Origin of the sequence: Curtobacterium citri (assembly GCF_030362955.1) — a bacterium.
Lineage (GTDB): Bacteria > Actinomycetota > Actinomycetes > Actinomycetales > Microbacteriaceae > Curtobacterium > Curtobacterium citri.
In genome coordinates, this window is the sequence record NZ_JAUCML010000002.1 from 15,688 (window position 1) to 34,370 (window position 18,683).

Here is an 18,683-nt window from a genome sequence, read left to right on the forward strand (position 1 = left end):
CTCCGTTCGAGAGGCCCCCGTGTCCCGATCAACGCCACCGTCCCCCGTCCTCAGCATCCGCCCCGTCCTGCTCCCCGCGCCCGACCGCGGCACCGACCTCGCGGTGCGGGTCACCGCACCGACGACCGGGACCGACCGCCCCGTGATCGTCCTCGCCCACGGCTTCGGCGGATCCATGACCAGCTACGACCCGCTCGTCGACCACTGGAGCGCGAACGGCTTCGTCGTCGTCCAGCCGACGTTCCTCGACTCGTCGACGCTCGGCCTGACGCCCGCCGACCCGCGGTACCCGGTCATCTGGCAGCACCGGGTCGACGACCTCGTGCACGTGATCGACGAGGTGGACACGCTCGTCGCGTCCCTGCCCGGCCTCCGCGAGCGCGTCGACACCGACCGTCTCGCCGTCGTCGGGCACTCGTGGGGCGGGCAGTCGGTCGGGATGCTGCTCGGTGCCCGCGTCCTCGACGCCGAGGGACGTCCCGGCGCGGACCGCACGGACGACCGCGTGCGAGCGGGTGTGCTCCTGGCCACGACCGGCGTCGCACGGGGCGACCTCGTACCGTTCGCCCAGGAGCACTTCGCCTTCATGGACCCGGACTTCACCGGGCTCACCACCCCGTCCCTCGTCGTCGCCGGCGACCACGACCAGTCGGCGCTCTCGACGCGCGGACCCGACTGGTTCACCGACGTGTACCACCGGAGCCCCGGCGCACGGCACCTCGTGACGCTCCACGGCGGTGAGCACAGTCTCGGCGGCATCCAGGACTACGCGTCGACGGCCACCACCGACGAGAGCCCCGAACGCGTCGACCTCGTCCGTCGCGCGACGACCGCCTTCCTCCGCACCGCCCTCGACGTCGAACCGGACGCGTGGGCCGAGTTCGCGGCGACGACCACCGAACCCGTGGGTTCCCTCGACTCCGCCCCGACGACACCGCTCCGCTCCGGACTCCGCGGTGGGGACCTCACGGAAGGCTCCGCAGCGTGATCGACGACCAGCACCCGGTCCCCACCGGCTTCACCGCATCCTCGACGGCCGACGACGTCCTCCGCGGGGTCGACCTCACCGGACGCGACGTCATCGTGACCGGAGGGCACGGGCGCCTCGGACGCGAGGTCACCCGCTCGCTCGCCGCGGCCGGTGCGTCGGTGGTGGTGGCGGCACGCGACACCGAGCGGGCCGCTGCCGCGGTGGCCGGCATCCACGGGGTCGAGGTCCAGCAGCTCGACCTCACGGAGCCGACCTCGATCGACGCGTTCGCCCGCCGGTGGGTGATGTCCGGCCGCCCCCTGCACGCCCTGGTGAACAACGCCGCCCTGCTGTTCACCGCCGAGCGGCTCGTCGACGCCCGCGGCAACGAGCGGTCCTTCTCGACGTCGCACCTCGGGCACTTCCAGCTCACCCGGGCGCTCCTCCCAGCGCTCCGGCGAGCGCATGGGGCACGCGTGCTGACCGTGACGTCCGGCGCCGCACGGATCGGGCAGATCCACTGGGACGACCTCGCCTTCGCCCGCCGGTACGACGCCGGTGCCGCCTACGCCCAGTCGAAGCGTGCCAACGTGCTCTTCACGGTCGAGCTCGACCGTCGCCACGCCGAGGACGGCATCCGCGCCTTCGCGGCACACCCCGGCGTGGTCATCGGTCCGGGTCCGCACGCTCCGGACCGCATCGCGGCCTACCGCGAGCAGGGCCTCGTCGACGAGCACGGCGAGACGGTCGTCGACCCCGACAACGGGAAGAAGACCGTCGAGCAGGGCGCGGCCACCCTGGTCCTCGGCGCCGCGAGTCCGCTGCTCGACGGGCTGGGCGGCGTCTACCTCAAGGACGGCGACGTCGCGCGGATCGACGACGAGGTACGGCCGCTCACCGCCGACAGCATCCCCGCCGACGCATCCTCCGCGATGCTCGACCCCGACGACGCCCGTCGGCTGTGGGCGGTCAGCGAGCAGCTGACGGGTTGAGGTCGACGGCGGGGCGCGGAGCCCGGCCGGTGGCGTCGATGCCGCGCGATCAGCGCGTGATCTCGTCCACCTACACGGTTCGACCATCGCTCCGCGCCTGTCGTCCAGCGCCGACGGTCGCTCCGATCTGGGCCACGGCACGCGCCTGCCGACGAGTCGTTCGAGAAGGCTCCGCTGCTTCGTCTCGGTCACGAGCGCGAGGCCACCGCAGCCGTCCCGCCGGTGTCTCGTGCCCGCCGGACGGGAGGCGCGTGTCCGGCCCGACCCGCGCCTCCCGTCCGGCGGATGCCGTGGCAGGCTGACCGGCGCGCGGTGCGGGGTGTGCTCGGACCGTCCTGCGGCTCGTTCGGTTCCTCACAGGAACGGCGCCGAGATCGGACCCGGCCTTGTGCCAGCTGCGCAGCCGCGTAGCGTTGCTCCTGCTTGCAAGCGCATCAGGGGGCGTCCCGCTGCAGGAGATCGCCGCATCCTCGAATCGGGAGACGGATCCGACCCTGCGATCAACGAAACGGACCAGCGTGCGGGCGGCTGTGGCAGTCTGCGCGGTCATCGGCGGGATCTGCGGCCTCGGTACCACGGGCGCGGTCGCTGCAGCACCTGCACCGACCGCCACCAGCATGGCGACGCCGACACCGACACCGATGTCCCCACCGACTGCTCCTGCGTCAGCCGCGGCGGCGACCACAGCCCCGTCAGCCGCCCCGACCACGGACCCGACCGGGGCCGCTTCGGCTGCGCCTCCAGACGGGCACTGGGTGGCGCTCGACCCGATCGCAGCATCGCCTTCCGCAGCGCCCAGGCACGTCCTGACGAAGGGCTCGTGCCCTGCGGGTACAACGAACTACCCGGGCGCGAAGCACCCCTACAGCTGCCTGGCGGTGTTCCTGGACGGCGGTCACCACCAGGTCGGTCTCCGCATCGGACGGTCAGGTAGCGAGAACTCTGCGTTCGGCTACCTCCACGCACTCCAGGACCACAACGCCGAGGAGCAGACGATCGAACACGCCGTGCAGATCAACGCCGCCGGGGTCCTCCAGCCGAACAACCGTCGTCTGTACGGAGCTGAGTTCGTCGCCAAGGGCAAGGCGACGGAGGAGTTCGTCGCGTTCGAAGAGCGTGCGCCGTCCTCGGCTTCGCCGGACGAGTACGACCTGGGGATCGTGACTGCGTACTGCACTGCCGCGCCGAGCGGCCCCATCCCGAGGTGCCCGGACTGGGTGAACGACTCGCTGTGACACCTGAACAGGTCCGGCAGCTCGCGACGTTCCTCCCGGAAGACTGGGGACACGTCGGACCGTCGATCGTCCGCCCGAGCTCAGCCCCAGCCGAAGGGTTCGCCGGCGCTCGCGCGTTCAACCCGATCGGTGGCCCTGCGCCATCGGTGGAGACACCGCTTCGGATCCTCAGTGCCACGTCGATCGACACCGATCTGGTGCTTCGCCTGCACCTTCAGGACGCGGAGAGCGCCTCCGTGATCGTGTGGGTCGTGGCCCTGGCGGGCACGTCGGACGATGTGCCGCTCCGTGAGGTCTCGAGCGGTGTCTGGGGCATGCTGCTGCGGCGGGTCTCGGGTGACCTGCTCTCGCAGACGGTCGTGACGAGTACCGGCGTCCGCCTGCTGATCGACTAGCACCGATCGCTCACCCACCCCGGTAGGAGCCCCTACGGCGGCGAGGAGCGACCGATCGACCACCGTGCATGAGCGTGCGGAAGCCGGACGGACCGACGACGGCCGTCACGACCCACACGACCCCGGGGCGGCCCACACCCAGGCGATCGACGGCAGGAGCCTGCCGACGACTCGTTCGAGGAGGCTTCGCTGCTTCGGCTCGGTCATCCGGCGCGAGGACACCGCCGCCGTCCCGACGGCGGTCAGGCCGACGTGTCGAGACCCGTCGCACCGGCCTCGAGGAGCCGGAGCGCGCCGGGGAGGGCGTAGACGGCGCTCACCGTGCCGAGCCTGATGTCGAGGTCCGGTCGGACCGCCTGCTGCTCGAGCCCCCAGACCTTCGTCCCGTGTCGTCGGATCCAGCTCGTCACCCGCCGGACCCACTGCTCGTAGGCCGGCGCGACGGCCTGCATCGCCCGCGCCTGGGAACCGATGCTGTGCGGCCGCAACGCCCGATCGTGCACCTGACCCGGTTGCCAGAGGAGCACCGGGGAGCGATCGGGGTCCACGATCCCCAGGCCGGGCTCCGGGGCCACTCGTTCGAAGGTGATCGCCGCCAGCACCGCCGTCAGTGACCCGTCCTGCACCGCAGGGTCGTCGCGGTGCAGGACGACCGGCGGACCGAACGCTCCGGACAGGACCATGACGGCTCGCTCGGCACAGGCCTCCTCGCGCGTGAGGCTGACGGGCTCCGACTGCACGACGGGCCACGGCCAGATGGTGCTCGTCCGCCCTTCTCCGACGTGGTCGAGGAAAGCGTCGACGTCGTCGTGCGAGGCGTAGAACTCGATCCCGGCGACCACCCGGCCATCCTAGGAGCAGCTCGTGTGCCACCCAGCGACGAGGTCGTCCTGCCGTGTGGGCGTACGTCACGACGGCCGTGATCGCGGAGCAACGAAGCGAGGCCCGCAACCGTCCGGTTGCGGGCCTCGCTTCGTCACGGGGTGCTCGAGCACCCGCTTCGGTCGGGCTGACAGGATTTGAACCTGCGACCCCTTGACCCCCAGTCAAGTGCGCTACCAAGCTGCGCCACAGCCCGTGAGCCCCGAGGGGCTCGGAACCCCGTCGCCGGGGCTCCACCACCCGCGTCCGACCGGAGCGTGAGCAGCCCGTCAAGCATAGCGGACCCGGGACCGTGCTCGTGCCACGGCGCGTCGCCGCCCCACGGCTCAGCGCCGTGGCGGCCGCACGACCTCGCGGTCCTTCGCCAGCCACGGCAGTGCGAACCCGACGAGCAGCCCGCCGAGGCCGTCCGCCGCCAGGTCGCCGATCGTGTCGTCGTACCCGACGTAGATCCGCGAGTCGACGAAATTGTGCCCGAGCCACTCCCCCATCTCCCACACCGAGCCGATGGCCAGGCCGGCGCAGAACACCAGGACGGCGACCGAGACCCGACCGGCGTCGGGCGCGTGCGGCACCAGGCGCAGGTCAGCGGCGACGACCGCGAGCAGCGCCGCGAGCAGTCCGGTCAGCACGACGTGGATCAACTTGTCCCAGAGGAACACCGAGGTGTACCACTCGAGTGCGCTCGACCACCCGGCGACGAGCACGAGCACGCACACCGCCACGTCGAACACGGGTCGGAGTCCGAGCATCCGCGGCAGCACGACGCCGAACAGCGCGAGCGACATCACCGCGAACGAGGTCGCACCCCACCCGACGGTGGCGACGGGCACGCTCACGAGCGTGAGCAGCCGGACGACGTCTGCGGCCAGGAACCGCCGGCGCAGGAACGTGGTCCCCAGGGTCGCGATCACGAGGCCCACCGCACGACGGCGTGGACCGCGGCATGGTCGGACGGCCAGACACCGCCGGGCCGCCGGACCGACACCGCCACCCGGTCCACCACCGCGTCGGTGGTCACGAGCACGCCGTCGATGCGCCGGCCCCCGACACGGGGACGCCCGTAGTGCGGGTACGTCCCGTACGGCTCCCCCACCTGCCGGGAGGCACGGTCCCAGCTGTCGACGACACCCGCCTCCGCCAGTGCTCGCCAGGGCGCCGACCCGGCCGGGCAGTTCCAGTCGGCCATGACGACGGCGGGCAGGCCGCGTTCGCGGACGATCCTTCCGAGCAACTGGGCGCCGCGTGACCGCGCCCAGGGCGAGGCGACGTCGAGGTGCGTGGCGATCGCGGTGAAGTCCCGGCCGGTGGCGCGGTCGTGCACGACGGCACCCACGGCGTGCCGGGGGAACGCGGTCGCCCACGACCGCGAGCCGGGCCGGGAGGGCGTCCGCGAGAGTGCCCAGGTCCGCCGCTCGACCACGTCGAGCCGCTCGCGGTCGAGGAACAGCCCGACCGCCTCGCCACCGCCGCGTGCTCCGCGGCCGACGACCACGGGTTCCCAACGCGACCCCACGGCGGCGGTGAGGTCGGCGGTCTGGGTGGGCAGGGCCTCCTGGACGGCGAGCACGGTGGGTTCCTCGGAGGTGACGAGCGCAGCCACGGCGTCGCGTCGACGCTCCCACGCATCCGGGTGACCGGCGGGGCGCGGCACGCGACGCCGGAGGTTGAGGGTCGTGCAGTGCACCTCGGGTGCGACCACCCCCCCGATGATCGGGCGGTCGTCGTCCGGTGCTGCTGGCATGGTTCCTGTCTACGAGACGACACCCGTTGCGTTCACAGGGACTCGTCCGGCAGGTCCGTAGGGTGGCCCGATGCGTTCCGGCCCTCCCACCCGTGTCCTGCTCGCGCTCTCGGTCTCCGGGCTGCTGCTCGGTGCCGCCGGGTGCACGTCGTCGGAGCCCGCGCCGACCGTGGCGGAGCTCGCGGAGCAGCCGGCCGGGTCGGTGTCCGTCGCCGCGCAGCGCGACCCGTCGGCGCGGTCGGTGGCGACCAGCCGCGCGCTGTTCGCGTCGGCTCCGGGGGCCATCGTCGCGGCTGCTGACGACGCCGGTGCGGTGCGGGAGGCGGCGAGCGCCGCCCGTTCCGCGCACGTGCCCGTCCTGCTCACGGACGGCGACGGTGGCGGCGTCGCCCGTGAGCTGCGCCGGCTCGGCGCGGACTGGTACCAGGCCGAGGGCGACGTGACGGTCGACACCGACGTCCCGGAGCGGGACGCGCCGGACCGGGGTGACGCGCCGGAGACGGGTGGTGCCTCCCGGCCGGCGACCGTGGTGGTGGCGGACCGTGCCCCGGACGCGGCTGCCGTGGCGACGGCGCAGGCGGCCGGTGCCCGCGTGGTCGTCATGCCGGACGGTGTCACGGACCCCGCCGCGGCGCCCGACGTCGTGACGGCCCTGCACGAGCGAGCCGGGCACCCGACGGTCCTGGTCGGGACCGCGTTCGGCGACCTGCCGGACCCGGGGTGGACGGTGCGCGCCGCGGCGAGCGGGTGGCAGCTGCCGCACGGCGGACAGCGGCCCTTCGACGGGCACCGGTACGTCGCGCTGTACGGCGCGCCCGGAGCGCCGGTCCTCGGCGTCCTCGGCGAGCAGGACCCCGCGGCCACGGTCCGTCGCGCGGAGGCCACGGCGGAGCAGTACGACGGCCTCGGCGACGAACCCGTGACGCCCGCGATGGAGGTCATCGCGACCGTCGCGGCCGGCGACGCCGGAGCGGACGGCGACTACTCCACCGAACTCCCGGTGTCGACGCTCGAACCGTACGTCGAGGCGGCGCACGACGCGGGGATGCCGGTGATCCTCGACCTGCAGCCCGGCCGCTCCGACTTCCTGTCGCAGGCGAAGCGGTACGAGTCGCTGCTCAGGAAGCCGGGCGTGTGGCTCGCGCTCGACCCGGAGTGGCGGTTGACCGCGGACCAGGTGCCGCTGCGGCAGATCGGGAGCGTGTCGGCGTCCGAGGTGAACGAGGTGTCGTCGTGGCTCGCCGACCTCGTGCGGAGCGAGGGGCTGCCGCCGAAGGCGCTCGTGCTGCACCAGTTCCGGCTGTCGATGATCCAGGACCGGGCCTCGCTGGCGTCCCACCCGGAGCTCGACCTGCTCGTCCACGTGGACGGCCAGGGATCGCAGCCCGACAAGCAGGCGACGTGGGAGGCCCTGCACCAGGACGCACCGGCGGGCGTGCACTGGGGCTGGAAGAACTTCTACGACGAGGACACGCCCATGCTGTCGCCGGAGCAGACGATGGACCAGGTGTCGCCGACGCCGTCGCTGATCACGTACCAGTAGCGGGTCGCTCGTCCACAGCCTGGAGGGACGGGGCCGGTTCCGTCGGTCGGTGCTGACAGCATGGGGGCATGTCTGGTCTCGGTGTCGGTTCGTCCGTCGGCTCGCCTGTTCCCGCGACGGCTCCGCCGTCCGCCGAGATCGCCGCGGAGGCGCAGGAGGCCCTCGCCGCCCTGACCGGGCGGCCGGACGCGGTCTTCCACCCCGGGCAGCTCGAGGCGATCTCGGCGCTCGTCGAGCACCGGCAGCGCGCGCTCGTCGTGCAGCGGACCGGATGGGGCAAGTCGGCGGTGTACTTCCTCGCGACGCTGCTCCTCCGGCGACGAGGGGGCGGTCCGACGGTGCTCGTCTCCCCGCTGCTCGCCCTCATGCGCGACCAGGTGGCGGCGGCGGCCCGAGCGGGTGTGCGGGCGGTCTCGATCAACTCCGCGAACGCGCACGAGTGGTCGGACACGCAGGCCGCCCTCGCGCGCGACGAGGTCGACGTGCTCCTCGTCTCCCCCGAGCGGCTCAACAACCCGCGGTTCCGCGACGAGCAGCTGCCGACGCTGATCGCGCGGATGGGGATGCTCGTCGTCGACGAGGCGCACTGCATCTCGGACTGGGGCCACGACTTCCGGCCGGACTACCGCCGGCTCGCCGAGCTCATCCGGTCGCTCCCGCACGGGGTCCCCGTCCTCGCCACGACCGCGACGGCGAACGAGCGCGTGGTCGAGGACGTCGCCGAGCAGCTCACGGCCGGTCCGGACGCCCCGGTCTTCACCATCCGTGGCTCGCTGGCCCGGGCGTCCCTGCGGCTCGGCGTGCTGACGCTGCCGGACGCCCGGCAGCGCCTCGGGTGGCTGCTCGCGCACCTCGGCGACCTGCCCGGCAGCGGCATCATCTACACGCTCACGGTGTCCGGGGCCGAGGACATCGCCCGGCTCCTGCGCGAGAACGGCTACGCCGTGCGCGCGTACACGGGACGGACCGACACCGAGGAACGCGAACAGCTCGAGCAGCAGCTCAAGGGCAACGAGCTCAAGGCGCTCGTCGCCACGAGCGCGCTCGGCATGGGCTTCGACAAGCCCGACCTCGGGTTCGTCGTGCACGTCGGTGCGCCCTCGTCGCCGGTCGCGTACTACCAGCAGATCGGTCGCGCCGGCCGTGCCACCGACAACGCCGACGTCCTGCTCCTGCCCGGACGCGAGGACCGTGAGATCTGGCAGTACTTCGCCAGCGCCTCCATGCCGACCGAGGCGCGGGCGTCGGCCGTGCTGTCGGCGCTGTCCACCGACACGGCGATGTCGACCGTCGCGCTCGAGGGACTCGTCGACATCAAGCGGTCGACGCTCGAACTGCTCCTCAAGGTCCTCGACGTCGACGGTGCCGTCCACCGGGTGGCCGGCGGGTGGGTGTCGACCGGGCAGCCGTGGCAGTACGACGCCGCGCGGTACGAGCGGGTCGCCGCCGCGCGTGAGGCCGAGGCGTCCTCGATGCTCACCTACGAATCGACCTCGGCGTGCCGGATGCAGCTCCTGCAGCAGGACCTCGACGACCCGTCCGCCGAGCCCTGCGGCCGCTGCGACAACTGCGCCGGCGTCTGGTACCCGACGTCGATCTCGGACTCGGACACCTCCGGTGCGGCCGCCGCGCTCGACCGGGTCGGCGTCGAGATCGCGCCGCGCGCCCAGTGGCCCTCGGGCATGTCGTCGCTCGGCGTGGCCGTGAAGGGCCGGATCCCCACGGGTGAGCTCGTCGAGCCGGGCCGCGCCGTCGCCCGGCTCACCGACCTCGGATGGGGCGGCCCCCTGCGCGCGCTGTTCGCCGCGTCGACGCCGGACGGCCCCGTCTCGCGCGAGCTCGTCGACGGGTGCATCCGAGCGCTCAAGGACTGGCCGTGGGCGGAGCGGCCGACCGGGGTCGTGGCGATGTCGTCGCGGTCGCGGCCGGAGCTCGTCGGGTCGCTGGCGCAGGCACTGTCGTCGATCGGGCGCCTGCAGTTCCTCGGGACGCTCGGGCGGAACGGCGGGGAGCCCCGAGGGGACGGCGCGACGAACAGCGCCTACCGGTTGGCCGGGGTGTGGGACACGTTCGTGGTCGACCCGGCGCTGGCGGCGGCGCTGGGGTCGCACCAGGGGCCGGTGCTGCTCGTGGACGACCTGGTGGACAGCCGGTGGACGATGACCGTCGCCGGGCGGGAGCTCCGCCGTGCGGGGGCGGCGGCCGTGCTGCCGTTCGCGCTCGCCACGGTCGCCTGACACCGAGCTCCAGCGTCAGGCTCCGGCGGTCGGCCCCGCCGGTCAGGCGGCGGCGATCGCGTCGAGTTCGGCGAGTGCGTCCGACGGCAGGGTGATGCCCGCGCCGGCGACGTTCGCGCGGAGGTGCTCCACCGAGGACGTCCCGGGGATGAGCAGCATGTTCGGCGAGCGCTGCAGCAGCCACGCGAGCGCCACCGACAGCCGCGACTCCCCCAGACGCTCGGCGACGGCGTCGAGTGCGCCGGACTGGATCGGCGAGAACCCGCCCAGCGGGAAGTACGGCACGTAGGCGATGCCCTCGGCCGCGGTGTGGTCCACCATGGCGTCGTCCTCGCGTCGGGCGACGTTGTAGGAGTTCTGCACGCAGACGATCGGCGCGATGATCCGCGCCTCAGCGAGCTGCTCGGCGTCCACCGTCGACAGGCCGAGGTGCCCGATGAGGCCCTGCTGCTGGAGTGCGGCGAGCGCCTCCACCTGCGGCGCGATGCTGCCCGGTTCGGGAGCGTCGACGCCACCCATGCGCAGGTTCACCACGTCGAGCCGTTCGAGACCGAGGGTGCGCAGGTTGTCGTGCACCTGCTCGACGAGTTCGTGCGGCTCGCGAGCGTGCGGCCAGTTCCCCGCGGCGTCGCGTCGGGCGCCGACCTTCGTCACGATGTGCAGCTCGTCCGGGTACGGGTGCAGGGCCTCGCGGATGATCTCGTTGGTGACGTGCGGGCCGTAGAAGTCGGACGTGTCGACGTGGGTGATGCCGAGTTCCACCGCGGTGCGGAGGACCCGGACCGCCTCGTCACGGTCGGCGGGCGGGCCGAACACGCCGGGGCCGGCGAGCTGCATGGCGCCGTAGCCGATCCGGGTCAGGTCGAGGTCGTCAGCGAGGCGGAAGGTGCCGCCGGGGAGGGTCGTCTTGCTCATGCCCACCACGATGCGCCCGCCGGGCACGACGGGACAGGTCCCCCGCGTCCCTGGGACCACGGGGACCAGGAACCGAACGCAGGCGGTCCGTAGCATCGCGGTGTGAGCGACAACAGCCTCGGCGCGTACCTGCGGGCTCGGCGCAGCCTGGTCCGACCGGAGGACGCCGGCATCCGCGTGACCGGGGTGCGTCGCACCCCGGGGCTCCGACGCGAGGAGGTCGCGACGCTCGCGGGCATCAGTGCCGACTACTACCTCCGGCTCGAGCAGGGTCGCGACCGGAACCCGTCGGGTCAGGTGCTCGACGCACTGGCACGGGTGCTCGATCTCGACACGACCGCCACCCGCTACCTGCACTCGCTCGCCGCGCACGAGGCCGGTGGCGCACGACCCCGTCGGGGCGGCTCCGGACGGGCCTCCGCTCGCACCACCGGGGAGCGCGTGCCGTCCGGCACCCTGCAGCTGCTCGACGTGATCGGTCTGCCGGCGTTCGTCGAGGGCCGCGCGTTCGACGTCCTCGCCGCGAACGCCCTCGCGACGGAGCTCGCGCCGGGGATGCGAGCGGGCGAGAACCGTCTGCGTACGATGTTCCTCGACGGCGCCGAGCAGGAGCGCTACCCCGACTGGGAACACCAGATGGCCGGCATGGTCGCGGCCTTCCGGGCCTCAATCGGCACCGACGTCGACGACCCCGGCGTCACGTCGCTCGTCGGCGAGCTGTCCCTCGGCAGTGAGGACTTCCGCCGGCTGTGGGCCCGCCACGACGTGCGGCCGCTCGCCGGCGGGACCGTCCGGATGTGGCACCCCGAGGTCGGCGACCTGGAGCTCCGGCGCGAGAAGCTCGGCGTCGGGGGCACCGACGGGCTGCTCCTCGTGGTGCACCACGCCGAACCGGGCTCCCCCTCGGCGCGCGCCCTCGCGCTCCTCGGGAGCCTCGCCGCCTCAGCCGCCTCAGCCGCCTCAGCCGCCTCAGCCGCCGATGGCGTCGAGCTCCCGAACCGCGTCCGCCGGCAGGGTGAACCCGGCTCCGGCGACGTTCTGGCGCAGGTGGTCCACCGACGACGTCCCGGGGATGAGCAGGATGTTGTCGGACCGCTGCAGCAGCCAGGCGAGCGCCACCGACAGGCGTGACTCCCCCAGCCGCTCAGCGACCGCGTCCAGCGCCGCCGACTGGATCGGCGAGAAGCCGCCGAGCGGGAAGTACGGCACGTAGGCGATGCCCTCGGCCGCGGTGAGGTCCACGAGGTCGTCGTCGGCACGCTGCGCGACGTTGTACATGTTCTGGACGCACACCACCGGCGCGATCCGCAGCGCCTCGACGAGCTGCCCGCCCGTGACCGTCGACAGGCCGAGGTGACGGACGAGCCCCTGCTGCTGCAGGCCGGCCAGTGCCTCGAACTGCGGGGCGATGCTCCCCGGTTCCGGGGCGTCGAACCCGCCGACGCGCAGGTTGACGACGTCGAGCTGCTCGAGGCCGAGCCGCTCCAGGTTCGCGTGCACGTCCTCGACGAGCTGCTCCGGCTTCCGGGCCGGCGGCCACTGCCCCTTGTCGTTGCGTCGGGATCCGACCTTCGTCACGATGTGGACCTGTTCCGGGTACGGGTGCAGGGCCTCGCGGATGATCTCGTTCGTGACGTGCGGGCCGTAGAAGTCCGCGGTGTCGATGTGGGTGATGCCGAGCTCGACGGCCGTGCGGAGGACCCGGACGGCTTCGTCCCGGTCGGCCGGCGGACCGAACACCTGCGGTCCCGCGAGCTGCATCGCGCCGTACCCGAAGCGGGTGACCTCGAGGTCGCCGAGGTCGTAGGTGCCGCCGGGGAGCGTGTTCGTCGTCATGCGTCGACGATGCACCCGTTCGCTCCGGTGTGCCTGGCCGTGGGTGTCCCCTGGTGCCGCCCGGGTGCCGCCCTGGCGCCGCCTGGTGCCGCGGACTCAGCGCGCCGTGCGGGGCTTCGGGAACGTCGCTCGCATGTGGTCGCTCGTCAGGACGTCGCCGATGCCGATCATGAGCAGCGAGAACAGGATCTGCTCGATCACCATCCAGAAGGGGTAGAGCCCGGGGATCGCGGCGACGACGAGCGTCACGACCGGGAAGATCCTGCTGAACAGGCGGAGTCGCTGGTACGCCCAGTAGTAGCCGAGCTGCGCCCGCCACGCGAACACGTAGAGCGTCAGGGTGATGAGCAGCACGACCGTCGCCCGGAACCACACGGCCCACGCCACCGTCTCCCCGGCACGGGTGAGCAGCACGGCGACGACGATCGCGGCGAGGCCGACGGCGGTCTCGGCGACGAGCAGCCACCGGATCCACCGGAAGGAGCGCACGGTGTCGGGGTGCGCGAGCATGTCCTCGCGGATGACGTAGCCGGCCTGCCGACCGCCGGCCAGGCGGTCGAGGTGCAGCCGGCACCACACACGGTCGGCGAGGGCGGGGAGACTCACCCGTCAATCGTGCCGCATCCGGGCGCTACCCGGGCGACGTCAGTCGACGGGGACCAGCAGGGCGACGCCGAGCACCTCGCCGGAGTCGTCGTCCAGCACCGCCACGGTCCGGACGTCCGCCTCGAGCGACGTGGGATCGGTGACGATCGACGTGTCCCCGGCGACGGCGGGCACCGCCGTGAGCGTGTGCGCGGCTGCGAGCGCCGCCGTGTCGAGGGCGACCTGGCGGGACAGCACGATCCGCAGCGAACGGTGCCCTGGCGGCACGGTGAGGCCCTGCAGGCGGACGGCCACCGACGCGTCCCCCACCCGCTCGATTCGCACGGTCCCGCCGACGTCGTCGCCGACCGGGAGGATCGGCCCGGCGACCGGCAGCGTGCGTGCGACCCAGTCCTCGACGTCGCGTGGCGTGGCTCGGACCGGCGGCTCCGGGATCGGCGCTCCGAGGGCGTTCGACACCCCGATCGGCGCCGACGGCTGCGGTCGCGTCAGCGCTCGGTCGCGGTCGACACCAGCGTGTCGGTCGACGAGGGCATCACCCCCGCGGGGTGTGCTGACCGTCCACGCGATCCCGACCCCGCCCACGACGACGGCGAGCACCACCAGGACCGTCGCCGGTCCCCGTGGTGCTCGCCGTCGCACGTCGTCCCCCCGGACCGACTACGTGCGCTTCCGGCGCTCGCGCACCCGCATGTTGACGTTGATCGGGGTCCCCTCGAAGCCCCAGACCTCGCGGAGGCGGCGCGTGATGAAGCGTCGGTACTGCGGGTCGAGGAAGGCCGAGGTGAAGAGCACGAACGTCGGCGGCTGGCTCGACGCCTGGGTACCGAACAGGATGCGTGGCTGCTTGCCGCCGCGGACAGGGTGCGGGTGCTCCTGCACGAGCTCGGCGATGAAGGCGTTGACCTTGCCGGTCGGGATGCGGGTGTCCCACGACTCGAGCGCGGTCTCGAGCGCGGGCACGAGCTTCTCGAGGTGCCGGCCGGTGCGGGCGGAGATGTTGACGCGCGGGGCCCAGGCCACGTGGGCCAGGTCCTGCTCGATCTCGCGCTCCAGGTAACGGCGGCGGTCGTCGTCGAGCAGGTCCCACTTGTTGTAGGCGAGGACGAGCGCGCGACCGGACTCGAGCACCAGGTCGATGATGCGGAGGTCCTGCGTCGAGATCGTCTCGGTGACGTCGAGCACGACGACCGCGACCTCGGCCTTCTCGAGGGCCGCGGTGGTGCGGAGCGACGCGTAGAAGTCTGCGCCCTGCTGCAGGTGCACACGCTTCCGGATGCCCGCGGTGTCGACGAAGCGCCAGACCCGGCCGCCGAGCTCGATCTGCTCGTCCACCGGGTCGCGCGTGGTGCCGGCGAGGTCGTTGACGACCACGCGCTCCTCACCCGCGGCCTTGTTGAGCAGCGAGCTCTTGCCGACGTTCGGGCGTCCGAGGATCGCGACGCGACGGGGACCGCCGACCTCCTGCTTGGCGACGGCCGACGTGTCGGGGAGCGTCGCGATGATGAGGTCCATCAGGTCCGCGACGCCGCGGCCGTGCAGCGCCGAGACCGGGTGCGGCTCACCGAGGCCGAGGTTCCAGAGCTCGAAGGCGTCGAGGTCGCGGCGCTCGTCGTCCGCCTTGTTGGCGACGACGATGACCGGACGGTCGGTGCCGCGGAGCATCTTCACGACGTGCTCGTCCGTGGCGGTGATGCCGACGGTGACGTCGACGACGAAGAGCACGGCGTCGGCGAGGTCGACCGCCACCTCGGCCTGCGCGGCGACCGAGGCGTTGATGCCGCGGGCGTCGGGCTCCCACCCACCGGTGTCCACGAGCGTGAAGCGCTTGTCGTTCCACTCGGCCTTGTAGCTCACGCGGTCGCGCGTGACGCCGGGGACGTCCTGCACGACGGCTTCGCGCCGACCGATGATGCGGTTGACGAGCGCCGACTTGCCGACGTTCGGGCGACCGACGATCGCGAGCACCGGGTAGGCGGGCAGGTAGTGCACGCCGTCCTCGCCGAGGGCACCGGCGTCGAGGAGCGCGACGTCCTCCTCGTCGAGCTCGTACTCGTCGAGGCCGACGCGGAGCGCGTTCGCGCGCTGCTCCGCCTCGGCTTCGTCGAGTCCGGCGAGCCGCTCACCGAGGGCGTCGTCGTACTCCGGGAAGTCGTCGTTGTCGTGGCTGTCCTGCTGGGCCATGGTGGGGTTCCTCGTGTGCGACCGGAGTCGCGGTGTCGGTGGCCGTTCCCGGCCGGGCCGGTCACCCGGCTGTGGTGACCGGGCGACCCGGTCGTGTGACCGGACGGCGCCCGGTCTGCGTCAGTGCGTGGCCGCTCGGGCCAGGTCGACGACCGCCTGGACGGTCTGGTCGAAGTCGAGGTCGGTGGAGTCGAGCGTCGTGACACCGTCTGCGGCGTTCATGAAGTCGACGACCTTCGCGTCCGCTGCATCCCGGCGAGCGAGTGCGGCGGAGGTCTCGGCGGCCGACTGGGTCGTGACCTCAGCAGATCGCCGAGCCATCCTAACCGACTCGTCGGCCGTCAGCAGGATCCGGACCTCGGCGTCGGGGGCGACGACGGTCGTGATGTCGCGCCCCTCGGTGATGATGCCCTGCCCGTCCGCCTTCCGCATGACCTGGCGGAAGAGCTGGACGAGCCGCTCGCGCACCTCGGGCAGCTTCGCGATGTGCGCCACCGCGGCCGTGACCTCCGGCGTCCGGATGGCCTCGGTCACGTCGGTGTCCCCGACCCGGACGAAGTAGTCGTCGGGGTCGGTGCCGATCGCGTAGTCGAAGGTGTCCCAGCTGGCGAGGACCGCCGACGGGTCGTCGAGGTCGACGCCCTGCTGCAGCGCGTGCCACGCGAGGGCACGGTAGGCGGCGCCGGTGTCCTGGTAGCCGAACCCGAGGGCGCGGGCCGCGGCACGCGAGACGCTGGACTTGCCGCTGCCGGCCGGTCCGTCCACCGCGATGACGGTCTTCGCCACGAACGCGCCCTGGGGCAGCCCGGACGGAACGGGTGCGCTCGTCGAACCGGGCTCGCCACCGCCCTGGCCGTCGAGGCCGCCGGCGATGTCGCCGCCGCCGATGGGTCCGGGCTGGCCGCCCGGGGCCGGCAGCCCGGAGTCGGGGCCGTCCGGTCCGCCGGTGACGCCGGACTGTTCGAGCGCGGTGTTCGTGTCGTCGTTCAGGCCCATGCTGCTGCGATCCTCCATCCGCGACCCTCGAGCTCTTCGACGAGTCGCTGTTCCTGCTCGGGCACGACCGCCACCTCGACGATGCCGATCGGTGCGCCCGGTGAGTGCTCGAGGCGCATGTCCTCGAGGTTGATGCCGATCTCCCCGATGAACGCGAGGAGTGCGGCGATCTGGCCCGGGGTGTCGTCGACGAGGACGACTACCTGGGCGAAGCGCTTGGTCGTGCCGTGCTTGCCCGGCAGGCGCTCGACACCGCGGTTGCCGGCGGCGATCGTCTCGGCGATGGTGCGCGGCGAGCCCTGGCCGTCCGGGTCGTCGAGTGCTCGGAGCACCCGGTCGAGGTCGTCGCGCAGGTCGGCGAGCACCGGTCGGATGTTCGCGGCGTTCGCACCGATGATCTGCACCCAGAGCCCCGGATCGCTCGCGGCGATGCGGGTGACGTCGCGGACGCCGCCGCCCGCGAGGTCGAGCGACCCGTCCGGTGCCTCCTGCAGCCGCGCGGCCATGAGGGTGGAGACGAGCTGGGGCGCGTGCGAGACGTAGGCGACCGCGAGGTCGTGCGCACTCGGCTCCATGGGCACCACCGTCGCACCGACGTCGAGGGCGAGGTCCTCGACCACCGCGGCCCGCTGGTAGGAGATGCCGTCGTGCCCCGCGATGACCCACGGGCGCCCGACGAACAGGTCGGCCCGTGCCGCGGTCGGACCGCTGCGCTCGCGACCGGCCATCGGGTGCGACCCGATGTAGCGCGCGACGTCGGCACCGGCGGCACGCAGGCGCTCGAGCGGCCCGGTCTTCACGCTCGCCACGTCCGTCACGACGGCGCGCGGGAAGGCGGCGAGCTCGCGCTCGACCACCGTCGCCACGACGTCCGGGGGCACCGCCACGACCACGAGCTCCGGCTCGTCGCCCGCTGCGGGACGACGACCGGCGCCGTAGTCCACGGCGAGCGCCAGCGCGGCAGGCGACACGTCATCGAGGACCACGTCGACGCCCTTCTCGCGCAGGGCGAGCCCGATGGAGGCCCCGAGGAGCCCGGCCCCGACGACCCGCACGGGTCCGCGGAGCCGCCGGTCGATGTCCGGTTCGGCGAGCGGGGCGGGGGCGTCGGTCACGCGGTCAGCCTACCGAGGCCTCAGTCGGTGGTCTCCTCGTCCCCGGCGCCCTGTGGAGCGACCTGCGCCTCGCGGGCGATGCGCAGGAGTGCACCGAGCTCGACCGTCGACAGCTCACGGACCCGGCCGACCGGCAGCGAGCCGAGCTGCAGCGGTCCGAAGGAACGCCGGACGAGTTCGAGCACCGGGTGGTCGACGGCCTCGAGCATGCGGCGGACGATGCGGTTGCGCCCCGAGTGCAGGGTGACCTCGACGAGCGACTCGCCGCGCGCCGACTCGAGCAACCGCACCTTGTCCGCGGCGATCGGTCCGTCCTCGAGCTCGACGCCGTCGAGGAGTCGCTGCACGGTACCCGGGTTGACGTTGCCCGCGACCTTCGCGATGTACGTCTTCGCGACGCCGAACGACGGGTGGGCCAGCACGTGCGCCAGGTCGCCGTCGTTCGTCAGGAGCAGCAGCCCCGAGGTCTCCGCGTCGAGCCGGCCGACGTTGAAGAGCCGTTCCTCGTACCGGTCGACGAACTCGGACAGGTCGCGCCGGCCCCGCTCGTCCTGCAGGCTCGACACGATCCCGGTCGGCTTGTTGAGGAGCACGTACCGCCGCGAGGTGTCGACCTGCACCGGCACGCCGTCCACCGCGATCGCGTCGGACTCCGGGTCGACCCGACGCCCGAGGGCGTCGACGACCTCGCCGTTGACGGTCACGCGACCCTCGACGATCAGGTTCTCCGCCACCCGGCGGGACGCCACGCCCGCAGCGGCGATGACCTTCTGCAGGCGCTCACCGTCGGCCTGGAGGCTCGGCTCGCCCCCGGTGGGCGCGCTCCCCTCCGTCGCGTCCCAGTCCGGGATGATCGGACGCTCCGGCGTGCCCTCCAGCGGTGCGCCGTGCTCGTCGCGCGCGCCCGCAGGGCGCGGCGTCGTGCGGGCGTCGGCGCCGCGGGGTCCGGCTGCCCGAGCACCTGCTGCTCCCCGAGCACCCGCGCCACCGGGGCGGTCGCCGTTGCGCGCGGTCGTCGTGCCACCGACGTAGC

At 73.0% G+C, this 18,683-nt stretch carries 17 protein-coding genes, 1 tRNA gene and 1 pseudogene; 7 read left to right on the forward strand and 12 right to left on the reverse strand.

What is annotated here, in order from left to right:
• Positions 1–19: 19 nt before the first annotated feature.
• The 4 genes from QUG92_RS02550 (at position 20) to QUG92_RS02565 (ending at position 3,592) form a co-directional block, all read left to right on the forward strand.
• Positions 20–988 (forward strand): alpha/beta hydrolase family protein, encoded by a 969-nt coding sequence (locus QUG92_RS02550; protein WP_289457571.1) that lies wholly within the window; start codon positions 20–22, stop codon positions 986–988.
• Complete coding sequence (locus QUG92_RS02555) at positions 985–1,962, forward strand: SDR family NAD(P)-dependent oxidoreductase (RefSeq protein WP_182047495.1); 978 nt, start codon at positions 985–987, stop codon at positions 1,960–1,962. Before QUG92_RS02550 ends, QUG92_RS02555 begins: the two co-directional genes overlap by 4 nt.
• Before the next feature lie 878 nt (positions 1,963–2,840).
• On the forward strand, positions 2,841–3,197 hold the full coding sequence (locus QUG92_RS02560) for a hypothetical protein (RefSeq protein ID WP_289457572.1): 357 nt from the start codon (positions 2,841–2,843) through the stop codon (positions 3,195–3,197).
• Positions 3,167–3,592: a hypothetical protein gene (locus QUG92_RS02565; RefSeq protein ID WP_182047493.1), complete on the forward strand. Its 426-nt coding sequence runs from the start codon at positions 3,167–3,169 to the stop codon at positions 3,590–3,592. Before QUG92_RS02560 ends, QUG92_RS02565 begins: the two co-directional genes overlap by 31 nt.
• A gap of 242 nt (positions 3,593–3,834) precedes the next feature.
• Here QUG92_RS02565 and QUG92_RS02570 read toward each other — a convergent pair whose 3' ends face one another.
• The 4 genes from QUG92_RS02570 to QUG92_RS02585 all read right to left on the reverse strand — a co-directional run bounded on the left by QUG92_RS02570 (position 3,835) and on the right by QUG92_RS02585 (position 6,218).
• Entirely contained in the window at positions 3,835–4,434 is a 600-nt protein-coding gene (locus QUG92_RS02570; RefSeq protein ID WP_182047492.1) for a hypothetical protein, read from the reverse strand.
• A 162-nt stretch (positions 4,435–4,596) separates the two neighbouring features.
• A tRNA-Pro gene (locus QUG92_RS02575) sits at positions 4,597–4,670 on the reverse strand.
• A gap of 130 nt (positions 4,671–4,800) precedes the next feature.
• On the reverse strand, positions 4,801–5,388 hold the full coding sequence (locus tag QUG92_RS02580) for a DUF2238 domain-containing protein (protein WP_289457573.1): 588 nt from the start codon (positions 5,386–5,388) through the stop codon (positions 4,801–4,803).
• Positions 5,385–6,218 carry an endonuclease/exonuclease/phosphatase family protein gene (locus tag QUG92_RS02585; RefSeq protein WP_182047490.1) on the reverse strand — a complete coding sequence of 278 codons (834 nt, stop codon included), beginning with the start codon at positions 6,216–6,218 and terminating at the stop codon, positions 5,385–5,387. The genes QUG92_RS02580 and QUG92_RS02585 overlap by 4 nt, the downstream gene beginning before the upstream one ends.
• A gap of 70 nt (positions 6,219–6,288) precedes the next feature.
• Between QUG92_RS02585 and QUG92_RS02590 the strand changes: the two genes are divergently transcribed.
• Entirely contained in the window at positions 6,289–7,761 is a 1,473-nt protein-coding gene (locus tag QUG92_RS02590; protein ID WP_289457574.1) for a hypothetical protein, read from the forward strand.
• A 68-nt stretch (positions 7,762–7,829) separates the two neighbouring features.
• Positions 7,830–9,998, forward strand: coding sequence for a RecQ family ATP-dependent DNA helicase (locus QUG92_RS02595; protein WP_289457575.1), 2,169 nt, complete (start codon positions 7,830–7,832; stop codon positions 9,996–9,998).
• Between the two features lie 42 nt (positions 9,999–10,040).
• Here the strand turns inward: QUG92_RS02595 and QUG92_RS02600 are convergent, their stop codons facing one another.
• Complete coding sequence (locus QUG92_RS02600; RefSeq protein ID WP_289457576.1) at positions 10,041–10,913, reverse strand: oxidoreductase; 873 nt, start codon at positions 10,911–10,913, stop codon at positions 10,041–10,043.
• Positions 10,914–11,015: 102 nt separating this feature from the next.
• On the opposite strand from QUG92_RS02600, the pseudogene QUG92_RS02605 reads away from it, so the two are divergent.
• Positions 11,016–11,828, forward strand: a pseudogene (locus QUG92_RS02605) (helix-turn-helix domain-containing protein); the annotation flags it as partial.
• 54 nt (positions 11,829–11,882) lie between these two features.
• On the opposite strand, the gene QUG92_RS02610 reads toward QUG92_RS02605, so the two are convergent.
• The 7 genes from QUG92_RS02610 to QUG92_RS02640 all read right to left on the reverse strand — a co-directional run bounded on the left by QUG92_RS02610 (position 11,883) and on the right by QUG92_RS02640 (position 18,426).
• Entirely contained in the window at positions 11,883–12,749 is an 867-nt protein-coding gene (locus QUG92_RS02610) for an oxidoreductase (protein WP_289457577.1), read from the reverse strand.
• A 96-nt stretch (positions 12,750–12,845) separates the two neighbouring features.
• Positions 12,846–13,355 carry a hypothetical protein gene (locus tag QUG92_RS02615; RefSeq protein WP_289457578.1) on the reverse strand — a complete coding sequence of 170 codons (510 nt, stop codon included), beginning with the start codon at positions 13,353–13,355 and terminating at the stop codon, positions 12,846–12,848.
• Positions 13,356–13,394: 39 nt separating this feature from the next.
• Complete coding sequence (locus QUG92_RS02620; RefSeq protein ID WP_289457579.1) at positions 13,395–13,955, reverse strand: hypothetical protein; 561 nt, start codon at positions 13,953–13,955, stop codon at positions 13,395–13,397.
• 60 nt (positions 13,956–14,015) lie between these two features.
• Positions 14,016–15,539, reverse strand: coding sequence for a ribosome biogenesis GTPase Der (gene der, locus QUG92_RS02625; protein WP_069713021.1), 1,524 nt, complete (start codon positions 15,537–15,539; stop codon positions 14,016–14,018).
• 120 nt (positions 15,540–15,659) lie between these two features.
• Positions 15,660–16,325, reverse strand: a complete 666-nt coding sequence (gene cmk / locus QUG92_RS02630; protein WP_259346185.1) for a (d)CMP kinase — start codon at positions 16,323–16,325, stop codon at positions 15,660–15,662.
• A 200-nt stretch (positions 16,326–16,525) separates the two neighbouring features.
• A complete protein-coding gene (locus tag QUG92_RS02635; protein ID WP_182047063.1) occupies positions 16,526–17,650 on the reverse strand; it encodes a prephenate dehydrogenase in 1,125 nt (374 codons plus the stop codon).
• Between the two features lie 20 nt (positions 17,651–17,670).
• Positions 17,671–18,426: a pseudouridine synthase gene (locus tag QUG92_RS02640; RefSeq protein ID WP_259346186.1), complete on the reverse strand. Its 756-nt coding sequence runs from the start codon at positions 18,424–18,426 to the stop codon at positions 17,671–17,673.
• Positions 18,427–18,683: the final 257 nt, after the last annotated feature.